This window comes from Alteribacillus iranensis, assembly GCF_900113025.1.
Lineage (GTDB): Bacteria > Bacillota > Bacilli > Bacillales > Marinococcaceae > Alteribacillus_A > Alteribacillus_A iranensis.
The window spans coordinates 180,941-192,939 of the sequence record NZ_FONT01000005.1 but is presented as its reverse complement, the minus strand read 5'-3'; the positions used below and the strand labels follow the sequence as shown (position 1 = coordinate 192,939).

General features: G+C 41.5%; 13 protein-coding genes. 12 read left to right on the top strand and 1 reads right to left on the bottom strand.

Translation table 11 applies throughout. The features are described from left to right. Positions 1 to 10 precede the first annotated feature (10 nt). Positions 11 to 193 carry a hypothetical protein gene (locus BM095_RS12365; RefSeq protein WP_091662260.1) on the top strand — a complete coding sequence of 61 codons (183 nt, stop codon included), beginning with the start codon at positions 11 to 13 and terminating at the stop codon, positions 191 to 193. Between the two features lie 24 nt (positions 194 to 217). Here BM095_RS12365 and BM095_RS12360 read toward each other — a convergent pair whose 3' ends face one another. Further along, positions 218 to 1,078, bottom strand: a complete 861-nt coding sequence (locus BM095_RS12360) for a YihY/virulence factor BrkB family protein (RefSeq protein WP_091662258.1) — start codon at positions 1,076 to 1,078, stop codon at positions 218 to 220. 204 nt (positions 1,079 to 1,282) lie between these two features. Here BM095_RS12360 and BM095_RS12355 point away from each other — a divergent pair, with 204 nt between their 5' ends. The 11 genes from BM095_RS12355 to BM095_RS12295 all read left to right on the top strand — a co-directional run bounded on the left by BM095_RS12355 (position 1,283) and on the right by BM095_RS12295 (position 11,998). Then, the gene (locus BM095_RS12355; RefSeq protein WP_091662255.1) at positions 1,283 to 2,257 is read left to right on the top strand and encodes a lysylphosphatidylglycerol synthase transmembrane domain-containing protein; all 975 of its coding nucleotides are present in this window, start codon (positions 1,283 to 1,285) and stop codon (positions 2,255 to 2,257) included. 25 nt (positions 2,258 to 2,282) lie between these two features. Beyond that, positions 2,283 to 2,972, top strand: coding sequence for a glycine/sarcosine/betaine reductase selenoprotein B family protein (locus BM095_RS16770; RefSeq protein ID WP_245757903.1), 690 nt, complete (start codon positions 2,283 to 2,285; stop codon positions 2,970 to 2,972). Between the two features lie 23 nt (positions 2,973 to 2,995). Beyond that, positions 2,996 to 3,694: a YdjY domain-containing protein gene (locus BM095_RS12340; protein WP_091662248.1), complete on the top strand. Its 699-nt coding sequence runs from the start codon at positions 2,996 to 2,998 to the stop codon at positions 3,692 to 3,694. 17 nt (positions 3,695 to 3,711) lie between these two features. Continuing rightward, positions 3,712 to 4,869 (top strand): TVP38/TMEM64 family protein, encoded by a 1,158-nt coding sequence (locus BM095_RS12335; RefSeq protein WP_091662245.1) that lies wholly within the window; start codon positions 3,712 to 3,714, stop codon positions 4,867 to 4,869. 253 nt (positions 4,870 to 5,122) lie between these two features. Further along, positions 5,123 to 6,403 (top strand): ABC transporter substrate-binding protein, encoded by a 1,281-nt coding sequence (locus tag BM095_RS12325; RefSeq protein WP_091662240.1) that lies wholly within the window; start codon positions 5,123 to 5,125, stop codon positions 6,401 to 6,403. Further along, complete coding sequence (locus BM095_RS12320; protein WP_091662237.1) at positions 6,375 to 7,247, top strand: ABC transporter permease; 873 nt, start codon at positions 6,375 to 6,377, stop codon at positions 7,245 to 7,247. Before BM095_RS12325 ends, BM095_RS12320 begins: the two co-directional genes overlap by 29 nt. A gap of 1 nt (position 7,248) precedes the next feature. Further along, positions 7,249 to 8,070, top strand: coding sequence for an ABC transporter permease (locus BM095_RS12315; protein WP_245757894.1), 822 nt, complete (start codon positions 7,249 to 7,251; stop codon positions 8,068 to 8,070). A gap of 24 nt (positions 8,071 to 8,094) precedes the next feature. Next, complete coding sequence (locus tag BM095_RS12310; protein WP_091662235.1) at positions 8,095 to 9,081, top strand: ABC transporter ATP-binding protein; 987 nt, start codon at positions 8,095 to 8,097, stop codon at positions 9,079 to 9,081. Continuing rightward, positions 9,075 to 9,653, top strand: a complete 579-nt coding sequence (locus BM095_RS12305; RefSeq protein WP_091662232.1) for a CDP-alcohol phosphatidyltransferase family protein — start codon at positions 9,075 to 9,077, stop codon at positions 9,651 to 9,653. Before BM095_RS12310 ends, BM095_RS12305 begins: the two co-directional genes overlap by 7 nt. 173 nt (positions 9,654 to 9,826) lie before the next feature. Beyond that, on the top strand, positions 9,827 to 10,783 hold the full coding sequence (locus BM095_RS12300) for an AAA family ATPase (protein ID WP_091662230.1): 957 nt from the start codon (positions 9,827 to 9,829) through the stop codon (positions 10,781 to 10,783). Then, a complete protein-coding gene (locus BM095_RS12295; RefSeq protein ID WP_091662227.1) occupies positions 10,784 to 11,998 on the top strand; it encodes a DUF58 domain-containing protein in 1,215 nt (404 codons plus the stop codon). Position 11,999 lies beyond the last annotated feature (1 nt).

The following is an 11,999-nucleotide window of genomic DNA, read 5'->3' as shown; positions in this document are numbered from 1 at the left end:
AGGTCGGAAAATGGGAGAAACTTTGATCAACAGTCTGACAGATTGGCTGCGTCTATTCTGTACGTTTCTTGCTTTTGCCGTTCCGTATGCGGTATTTAAAATAAATAAAAAACTTCATGACTTTGGGGATCCGCCATGGAAAAGAAGCGAGGAAACAAGCATGGGGGAAACAAGAGCCGAACGGGAGAATTAAATCTCCGTTCGGCTGATTTTTTTCTTACGTTGTCATTTGTCCTGATCTGCTACTCGCATAGTCATAGCGGTTTGTTTTACGTCGGTGATACACTACGTTAATTTCTGCACCAACCATTAAGATGATGCCAATTAAGAAAAACCAAATCATCAATATAATAACACCGCCGAGACTCCCATACGTCGCGGAATAGCTGCCAAAATTGCTCACGTAAAATGAGAAACCGAGTGAAATTAACTGCCAAAGCAAGCTTCCCGCTAAAGCGCCTGGCAAGACATGCTTAAAAGGTAGTTTTTTGTTAGGGGCGACTCGATAAAGAATTAACAATAAAGCCGTTAAGACGATAATACTTATCGCCCAGCGCAGGACCTGAAATAAAACAACAGAGGATCCGCCAAGACCAATCAATGAACTTACAAATTCCAAAATAACATTACCAAACACAGGTAGAAGCATCGCTATGATAACGGAGACGATAAGTCCTAAGGTTAAACCTAAGGCGAGCAGACGTGCTTTAATGAATGATCTTGTCTCTTCGACCTCATAGGCTTCGTTTGATGCTTTGATAAATGCGTTGATACCGTTTGAAGCGGACCATAGCGTACCAATAATGCCCACAGTTAGTAATCCGCCTTTCGGTGTCTCAACCAGACTGACGATATTATCCTCGAATATAGTAGCCATTTCACCTGGCATCATCGTTTCAATAAAACTCATTGCTTCTTCTGAACTTATATTTAAATACGGAATGAGAGAGAAGCACACAATTAACAATGGGACAATGGACAACAAATAATAATAAGCTTGAGCCGCAGCCAGCAAGGGAACATTGTCTTTTTGAAATTCAGCTACTAAGTCTTTTATATATTTTTTTATCTGGTTCATCATGTACCTCCTCTTTCAATGTATGACTTCTATACCCTTGTTGTCATGTATCTAATCCATAGGGAGCATTTCTATGTGAGCATTTTCCTTTGTGGTTGTGACAGAATCGTGATACCCTCTATATGATCATTTATTATTGCACCTATAACCTTTTGTCATAATAATAGAGAGAACGACTTATCATAGGAGTTAAGGGGTTACAACATGCTCGAACAAGAAGTGAACCATAGAACAACAATCAGAAACAATAGTAATTGGAGGCAAGTCTTGTCATTCCTTGTTCGCTTGCTCATATCAGGCGGGGCATTGATTTTTTTAGCATTCTATATAGACTGGAGCGAGTTTACGAACTACGTGGCCCGCGCTCACTTTGGCTATATGTTGTCCGCTTTTTTGGCTGTGCATCTCTGTATTTGGATTAGCGGTTACAAGTGGTATATTCTTTGCCGACAGGAAGATAACGTACGCTTCTTCCAATGTTTACGGTGGTATTATATAGGTTTTTTCTTTAATAATTTTCTCCCAGGGAGTTTGGGGGGAGATGGGGCGAGAATGTATTACGCGGGGAAAAAAATTGGAGGCGCGAGAGCAGTCGCTTCTGTCGTGACAGAGAGAGTATTTGCCGGTATTGCGTTGTTTCTCGTTATGATGGTGGGGCTTTTGTCTGCTAATCGAAGTGGTAGCTTTCTGTTTGAAATGGTGATGGTATTTGCTATGTGTGTCATCGCGTATAATCTATTATTTAACTACCGCTTTACATTGCTCATGAAAAAGCGCTTTGGAGAGAAAACAGCTAAGTTTTATGACACCATTCATTCTTATAAAAAACTTCGCTTGTTCTTGGAACTTTTATGCTTTTCTATAGTTTTTCAAGTGTGTTTCGTGTGGGTTACCGATTTATTATATCGATCAATGGGTGTTTCCATCCCATTTATCACGCAGCTCGGTTTTGTTTCATTAATATCTGCCTTAACAATGATACCAGTATCGATTAATGGCCTTGGGATACGCGAAGGATCTTACGCTTATTTATTTATGTTAATTGGCGTAGAGCAATCGGTTTCTGTTGCGGTTTCTCTTCTATTCTTTGTCATTGTTCTGGCTGCCACTTCAATTGGAGGGGTCTTTTACCTCCTGGAAAGGGGGGAGAGGGGAAGTGCGGAAAAGACTGCGCCATGAATTTTTTAAACAAAAAGCAAAAGGAATGATTGAAAAAAACGATGGGCCTGTGGAATTGTCGATTCCTAAAAAAGAGAGGAACCAATGGAAAGTAGCATTTTTAACAACAGCCGGCGTTCATTTAAAGTCAGATCCAATTTTTCAGGTGGAAGAGGGAGATTATAGTCTTCGCTATATCCCAAATAACGCTAAGCAGACAGATCTCATGATCAGTCACACCCATTATGACACGAGCGATGCAAAGAAAGATATTAGCTGTGTTTTTCCACTGGAGCAACTAAAGGATTTAGAAGCAGAAGGAGAAATCGGCGGTTTATCAAGCATGCATATTGGAATGATGGGTTATATTCCGAATACCCAAGCTCTTATTGATAACTCTGTGCCAAAAATTATCAAGCTCTTGGAAAAGGAGAACGTCAACATTCTGCTCCTTTCTCCCGGCTGATATATATGTCATCAATCCGTGGGGTTGATACAGCAGGAAGTGGAAAAAGCAGGAATTGCCACCGCGTCGATCACACATTTATCCGATTTGACTGAAAAAGTTGGTGTGCCTAGAGCGTTGCACCTTCGATTTCCCCTGGGAAGAAGCTTTGGGGCTGCGGGCCAAAAAGAGCTCCAAAAGAGAATTGTACTCGATATGTTAGAAACGGTAGAGACGGTTCAACAACCGAGGACGATCCAAAAACTTCCATATCGGTGGAAAAAATCATAAATATTGAAAGGATTGTTTCTAGAATGAAAAGATTATTCATATTGTATATTTCTGTTGCCTTACTTTTACTTGGTTTAGCAGCATGTTCCTCTAATGCGGAGATAGACGAAGATAATTTAGATGCAGCTTACGCCTCCAGTGAAGATGAACTTGGAGAGGAAAAAGGTATATATATAGATGAAGAGAACAACACGGTGAAAGTATACGCTACTGTAAACGGGAAGTATTTGAGTGAACCGACGAGACATGGGTTAAATTGGGTGGAAGGCAATTATGGAGATGAAGCCGTTTTTAAATCCTATGCAAACCCGCTATCATTCTATGAAGCATTGGAAACGATCGGCGGGGAACCGGCAACGGCTAAAGGAGAGGACTCCGATGACGGTTTTGAAGAAACCGAAGAAGGAAAAGTGATTCAAGGGGACCCAGTGAACGTGACTATTTCCTGGGAAGGTGCAGAAAAAGAATATGATGTGAACGAAGTAATGGTAGACTCCACGGGTAGGGAAATTGCTTACCGCTATGGTGGTAATTACGATAATGCGAAGGAAAACATGACGGGTTGCTTTATGTGTTTTGATAGCTGTCCCGTGGGAGTGATAAGCAACTCCGCTCAACCTGTAGGTACGTTTGATGATGGGGAAGCAGAGTTCCATGGTAATCCAGATATTTTACCGGAAGATGGAGAACCGGTTGTCGTAACTTATTCGTTTGATAAGTAAGGAAGGGTTGAGAGAAAATGAAAGGAATAGTGAAGTTTGGCGGGCATTTTCTCGCCTCCCTTTTTCTTTTTTATGTAATTGGTCTAGCGGTTTCTTTATTGTTGATACAAAACAAATGGCTTGATATGAGATTCGATAGTGAGTATTTCATCTTGGTCATGATGTTAACAGGTGTTTGGTTTTACTTTGTTGCCCTATTTATGAGTGCGAGTCATTTTATCATTTGGACTCGGCCGCTCTTTATGAGAGTAATACTGCCTCTTAGTGCAGCGGTTATTATTATACTTACAGCTATTAAAAGTTCTTTATTCGTGATGCCGGCGTACGTAACGAGAAAAGGGTTAATGCTAGACTCCATGCTGACTCTTCCTCAAATGAACATTCTGATTCTTGTTTGGGTGCTCATTGGCCTGCTTTCACTCTACGGAGCTGCAAGATACCCGCTTGACTTCAAAAAGAGCTCGCCGAGGATGGCGTGGAGTTCTTTTAGTAGATCGTCCCGTTACGGAATATCTGTCTTTTTTATATTAAGTGCCCTATTGTTATTCGTTTATTTAGGTCAAAGCGAGATGCAGGCAAGCGCTAATCGTGCTGCAAGTGCATTAATGGAAGCGGATGTAGAAGCGTTTCGTGATTATTTATTATCCTTTGGTCCGCTTGCTGCTGTTGTATCCGGCCTCTTGATGATTTTTCAATCTGTAGCCGCTCCTCTACCTGCCTTTGTTATCACATTTGCCAATGGATTATTGTTTGGGTGGTTTTGGGGAGCTGTTCTATCTTGGACGAGTGCAATGGCTGGTGCTGTCCTATGTTTTTTCATCGCCAAGTTTTTTGGGCGTCCGCTCGTGGAGAAAATGGTAAGCAAACGTGCGTTGAACTGGTGGGATAGATTTTTCGAGAAGTACGGAAAGCATTCCGTATTTATTGCACGCCTCGTTCCTATTGTTTCTTTCGATTTGGTAAGCTATGCCTCTGGTGTTACAGCTATTAAGTTCAGTCATTTTTTCTGGGCCACAGGACTTGGCCAGCTTCCGGCAACTTTATTGTATTCTTATTTAGGAGAAACAGCTTCCGGAAGTGTACAAATACTCTTTTTTGTATTTACTGTCGTTATTGCAATAGCTGTCCTTGGAAGCATTATAGGCCCGAAATTATTAGGAGAAAAGAAAGCTTAGGTTAGAATAAAGGAGACGAATATGAGAGTGAACGCGAAGACAGGAGCGCTTTTACAACGGATTTTATGGCATATCCGTTGGGCGCTGCTTCTTTTTATTATTCTATTTAGTGTTATTGCCTGGATGGTTTCCGTGGACATACTCCCGTTCTTATGTGTGCAGGGTATCACTTGGGCGGTTTACTTTTTCTTAGGTCAATGGGAGGGATATTTCGAATGCCGGGCTAATTGCTCGTTATAAATGGGGGAGAAATATGAGTAGAATCCAAGAAATATCAGCTAAGAGCTGTGTAGCCGTGTTGTGCCTCTTATTCTTTCTTGTTGGCTGTTCAACTGATGACAAGGAAGAATTAGAAGAACAAAGTGAAAATACTTCTGAAAGTATCTTAAACCAATCATGGGAAGATACATTGGCAGAAGCAGAAGGCAGTGAAGTCCACTTTTATATGTGGGGGGGCGATGAAGGAATTAATCATTATATTGATGATTGGGTAGCACCCCGGCTGCAAGAGAGATACAATATAACACTTACAAGGCATCCGATGGATATAACAGAGATCCTTCAAAAGTTACAGACGGAAAAAAGAGCCGGGAAAGAAGATGGCTCTATTGATGTCGTTTGGATAAACGGGGAAAATTTTAAAAATGCGAAGGAAAATGATTTACTCTGGGGGTCATTTACGGATTATTTGCCAAACTACCAGCAATATGTAAATAAAGAAAATTCAGAGCAGCAATATGATTTTGGGACTACTATAGAGGGGATGGAAGCTCCTTGGGGGAAAGTCCAATATGTATTTTTATATGATTCTGCTAAAGTGGAAGAACCGCCGGCAAGTTTTGCAGATTTAGCCGAATGGGTGAAAAAGAATCCCGGCACATTTACATACCCGGAAGCTCAAGATTTTAGCGGGAGTGGATTCTTGAAACATGTTCTTTATGACAAAATAGGAATAGAAGCTTTAGATGGGAAAGAATATAACCCGTCTTTATTGCAGCAGCATTCAGATGAGATTTGGGGTTACCTCAATGAATTACAACCTCATTTATGGAGAGAAGGTGAAACGTATCCGTCTACTCTTTCCGATCTGGACCATTTATACAGCCAGGGGGAAGTGTTATTTACAATGGGGTATAATGAAGGGAGAGCAGAGCGGTTAATAGCTGATGGTACGTTCCCGGAAACGACAAGAAGTTTTGTAATGGAGCCGGGTTCTATTGGGAATTTACACTTTCTATCCATTCCTTTTAACAGTACGAATACAGCAGGTGCATTAGTCACCATTAATGAACTTTTGTCTCCTGAAGCTCAGTTAAAAAAGCTTGAACCTTCCGTATGGGGAGATAACACCGTTCTCGATATAAATAAGCTGCCTGATTCTTATCAAGAGAAGCTGAAGGATATAGAACGTGGGGAAAGTGTGTTGTCTGCCGACGAACTGCAGGATTCTTTTCTAAATGAAATGGATCCAGAGTATACCGAATGGATAAAGGAGTATTGGATAAGTGAAGTGGTTCAATCCGGAAACAATTAAACCTTGGCTATTATTATTACCAAGTGTAATAGTGATCGGATTCTTAGTAGGATACGGAGTATGGGAAGCGATAGCGGAAAGCTTTAGGGAGTGGGAAACAGGAAAATGGACCGTTCAATATTACGAAGAGCTGCTAATGAAGGAAGCATTTTGGGATTCTCTGTTCCTTAGTATGTATATAGCCATTTCATCTACGCTCGCTTCTCTACTCATTGGATTGTTTCTCACAAGAGTCTTGCAGCGGTATTTTATGAATTACCGTTGGAAGTCTCTTGTTTGGCTTCCTATGCTTTTTCCTCATTTCGTAGCCGCGTATTTAATTATTTTATTTTTATCAGAGAGTGGCATCCTATCTTCTCTCTTTTATCATTTCGGATGGGTGAATGAAATTGCTGACTTTCCTTTCTCTATTCAATCACAACATAGTGCTGGTATTATCTTTACTTATATCTGGAAGGAAGTTCCGTTTGTTATATTGATGCTTTTACCGATTTACCAACAATTTAGTCCAGAAGAGGAAGCTACGGTTCGCACGCTAGGTGGTAATTCCTGGGACGTATTTAAGACTACAGAATGGCCATCCCTTTTCCCGGTATTAATTGAAACAGGTATTATACTCTTTGCTTTTACACTAGCTGCGTTTGAAGTCCCATCTGTGCTTGGCATTACCTATCCGAAAATGCTCCCTGTATTATCTTATCAATGGTTTTTTGAAAATGATTGGAGCAACCGCCCGCTTGCCATGGCTGTTATGATCATTACTACTCTTATTATATTATTCATCGCCTTCCTTTCATTCTGGGTCACACAAAGGCGTCGGATGCATATTGCGAGGGGGCGGTAACATGAAGCCGAGTATCGTTCAATTAGTGAAAATGTTCTTGCTTGGATGTGTTTTCTTTGCGCTCGTTACACCGCTTCTATTACTGCTCCTTAATAGTTTTGCCCACGAATGGCGATGGCCGCAAATAATACCAGCCTCATTCAGTTTGCGGGCATGGTCGGTTGTGTTCAGTGACCCGCATATTTGGTCTTCTATTGGATGGACGGTCCTTATTGGATCAATGGTTGTATGTTTGAACCTTCTATTAGGTTTACCAGCTGCGAAGGCTCTTGCTTATTACGAATTTAAAGGTAAGTCATTAGTTGAGACTTTCTTGTTGCTGCCTATCTTGATCCCGAGTCTTGCCATAGGAATGGGATTGCTTTTAACTATGATTCGGGTAGGGCTGGCTGATCATTGGGCAGGCGTTGTGCTCATTCATCTTTTGCCTACTCTTCCTTATACGATAAGAATATTGAGAGCTGGTTATGAAAATATAGGGGCAGGATATGAAGAAGCAGCAAGGAATTTAGGTGCATCTTCCTGGAAAGCCTTTTGGACAATCACTGTTCCGCTTCTTTTCCCTAGTTTACGTGCTGTCCTGGCATTAACCTTTGTCATTTCTCTCAGTCAGTATGTGTTAACAGCGCTGATTGGAGGAGGACAGGTAGTAACTCTGGCCATGATTTATTATCCTTACTTGGCTGGAATAGACAGATCGGTCACCGCTGCTCTTTCATTACTATTCGTGTTACTTCCTATTCTTTTGGTCTGTATCTTCGAGCTCGTTAGCCATCTTAGCCGGAAAGTAGTAACAACTAATCAAATGAGAGATGAAACGTGACTATAAAAGGAGCTATCATCCCGAATGCTTGAATGCAAAAATCTATCGATCAGTTATAACGGAAAAAAAATTCTTCACCGTGTCTCCTTCCGTGTAACCAAAGGCGACATTATGTGTATTATAGGTCCTTCCGGTGGGGGAAAAACAACCCTTCTTCGTACCATAGCTGGATTAGTACCAGTGAAAGAAGGACAAATTGTTTTGGGCGGAAAGAGTGTAACCCGACATAAACCTGAACACCGTCCCGTCGTATTAATGTTTCAGCGGTCCGTTCTCTTTCCACATATGACTGTATTAGAAAATGTAAACTATGGGCTTAAACTTCAGAAAATACCGCGGGAAAGAAGTCAGCAAATGAGCATGGACATTCTCAAACGAGTGGGGATGGAAGACTACTTTCATGTCTTCCCTTATGAGTTATCAGGGGGGCAGCAGCAGCGGGTAGCTTTTGCTAGAGCTCTTGTTATAAAGCCGAAATTACTGTTGTTTGATGAGCCATTCAGCAGCTTAGACCCCGTCCTTCGAATGTCCCTTCGCACGTGGGTAAGAAACATGCTGAAGGACGAAGGGATGACGGCTTTATTTGTCACTCATGATAAGGAAGAGGCAATGATAGTAGGAGATCAAATTGCCGTCATGGCGAATGGAATGATCCATCAAACAGGCTCCCCTCTCGAAGTGTATAAATATCCTGATAACTTGGTGACTGCTAAGCATTATTCAGAAGGAATCATACTAGAAGATCACTATTTTATTTCAAGTCGATTTTTACGGCTAAGAAATCAGTCATGGCAGGGAAATGAAAATGAATTCACTATTAGGGGAACCGTGCTCGGAAAGTGGATGCGTTCCGCTCAATTATTTTACCAAGTGGAAATTCCTCATCTGTCGCAGTATATTATCATGCCTAGTGAGGAGGAAGTTGAAATAGAGGAGACCGTGCAGCTCACTGTAGAGAAAAAGTATATATCCGAGTTAAATAACATTAATGGAGAGGTAAGGGAATGTTAGATACACACGCAAGAAAATATGTAGAGCCCTTTATTTATAAATCAGCTGCGACATTGTCGGGATGGGGATTAACAGCAAATCAAGTCACGGTTATAGGTTTTGGAATAGGGGTTTCCGCTGGTGTCTTTGTCTATTTTGAGTATACGTATCTAGCATTAATCACCTTATGGCTGTCTGGGTTTCTAGATGCTGTAGACGGAGCCATTGCCAGACAGACACAAACCTCCCCATGGGGAACGTTACTTGATATCATATTCGATCGGCTCGTAGAATTAGGGATCATCATAGGGTTAGCTTTTCGTTTTCCCGACGCTATGTGGGCATTATTGTTGTTAACGGCCTCCATTGTTATGTCAATGACTGTATTTTTAACAGTTGGCGCCTTGACAGAAAAGTCCGGCATGAAATCATTTTATTATCAAGCAGGCTTAGCGGAGCGTAGTGAAACATTTATTCTATTCTCCTTCATGATAGTGTTGACAGATTTGTTAGTATTCTTTACTTTACTGTTTTTCTTTATGATTCTTATAACTGCTGGGCAACGAGTGATAGAGGCTAAAAGAATATTGTAGCTGGTGCGTTTTTCCCTCTCGGAAATAGATGAAACCAGTTCAAGTCAGCAGCCCCTCAAAAAGAATAGGATATGGATACCTTATACCATTTTTTACGTGCTCCTCATAAATTATGATATGATAGAATAATAGATATTAGTGGAGATCGAGTCTTTTATTGGGGGAATGGCCAAGTGAACAAAGAACGTTCCGCCTTGCATTCAGTGATAGAAAATATCGAGAGTGTGGTTGTAGGGAAGCGTGAAGAAATCATATTAAGTTTAACGGCTCTATTAGCCAAAGGACATGTACTTATAGAAGATGTACCTGGGGTTGGGAAAACGATGATGGTTCGTGCGATTGCCCGTTCTATCGGAGCTGATTTTAAACGAATTCAATTTACCCCTGATTTATTACCATCGGACATTACCGGAGTCTCTATATATAATCAAAAAGAACAAGTTTTTGAGTTCAGGCCAGGACCGGTGATGGGAAATGTGGTGTTGGCTGATGAAATAAATCGTACGTCTCCAAAAACGCAGTCAGCTCTGTTAGAGGCCCTGGAAGAGGGGAGCATTACAGTAGATGGGGAAACGAGACGGCTCCAGGAACTGTTTTTCGTGATGGCTACTCAAAATCCAATTGAATATGGGGGGACATATCCCCTCCCAGAGGCACAACTAGATCGTTTCCTGCTTAAATTAAATATGGGCTATCCAACTTATGAAGATGAGTTGGAAGTATTGAAGCGAGTGGAAAAAAGTCATCCCATCGACCAAATCGATCATGTGCTCTCTCTAGAGAGTGTGCTTACCATGCAGGAAGAAGTATCAAAAGTATATGTGGAAGATTCTGTGAAACGCTACATTGTTTCTATTGTTAACGAGACAAGGACACACCGAGATGTTCGACTGGGAGTGAGTCCGCGAGGTTCTATCGCTTTGATGAAAGCTGCCCAAGCCTATGCATTTCTGCAAGGGAGAGAGTATGTGATTCCAGATGACGTGAAATATTTGGCACCTTTCACCCTTTCTCATCGTATTATTTTGCGTGCTGATTTTCCGGTTTCTGACAACAGCGGGCGAGCGATTGTCAAGGATATCCTCTCTACCCTCCAGGTACCGTTAACAAAGAAGGAAGCGGTGCGATAAATGAATGTTAAAAGACAACTGTTGAAAACCGGAAAGCTCCTGTCTATTCTCTTCATGACAGGAGCTTTATATGCTTATGCGATGTTCCAAGGCGGTTATGTCAGCTGGTTTTTGTTTTATAGTGTATGTGGTGTATTAATCGTCAATTTCCTTCTTTGTATCTACCCTTTTCGCTTATTTCATCTAGAGCGTACATTGGATAATAATCTTATCCATTTAGGGGAAACGACGGAAGTAACACTAACCATAAGAAAGAAATACCCTTTCCCATTACTATTTATAAGTATGTACGACAGCGTACCGGGAGGACTGAACGGTCAAGGAACGCCTCCTGGAACTATTACCTTTTTCCCTCATACGAGCCCTCTTCATTATACTTACCACATCGAGGGAGGGAAACGAGGGGATCACGTATTTTCAACAATAGCACTGGGTACGGGTGATTTATTTGGCTTTTATCAGAGAGAAGGGGAAAGACGAATATCAGATACTCTTACCGTGCTCCCAAAAATCCGTCCGCTGCGTGATTGGAGGGCTTTACAGGAGTCCAATGAAGTAACAGGGTCCGTAACCGCTCCATTCATGAATGATGCGCTCTCGATCGCAGGTGTGCGAGATTACGTGGCAGGTGATCGACTGACTAGCATTGACTGGAAAGTCACAGCTCGCGCGGGTAAATTAGTAACCAAAGAATTTGAGTCTCAGTCAAGCAAAGGGTATGTGTTAATTGTAGAAAACACAGGAAAGCTCGATGAGAACGATTTTGAGATACAAATCGAATTTGCAGCCTCATTAGTAAATCACAGCTTATCAAGTGGACGTCCTGTTACCTTTTATGATACGGCTCAAACGACAAAAACATTAGAGATGGAAACGCAGGGCGCGTATCATCAACACATATTTAAAGAGCTGGCGCGTTTACAGAAGACAGAGGGAGAGTCCCAATTAAGTCACCTATTAAACGATAATCATAACGTTCCATCCATTGTTTATATTACATCTCGGTTTACCTCTCGAGAAAGACAGTGCTTGGAACCTATGTTATCACCAACCAGAGATATCGTAGTAGTTTATACTCCGGGCCATAGTGCAACGGACATAGAAAGAGAAGAATTAAACAAATACAGGCAGTCAGGGGGCTCTGTTTTATTGCTTCAATTGAGTGGTGGGAAATATACAGTGGATGACAAAGAAGGGGGGGCTTTATTTGCATAGA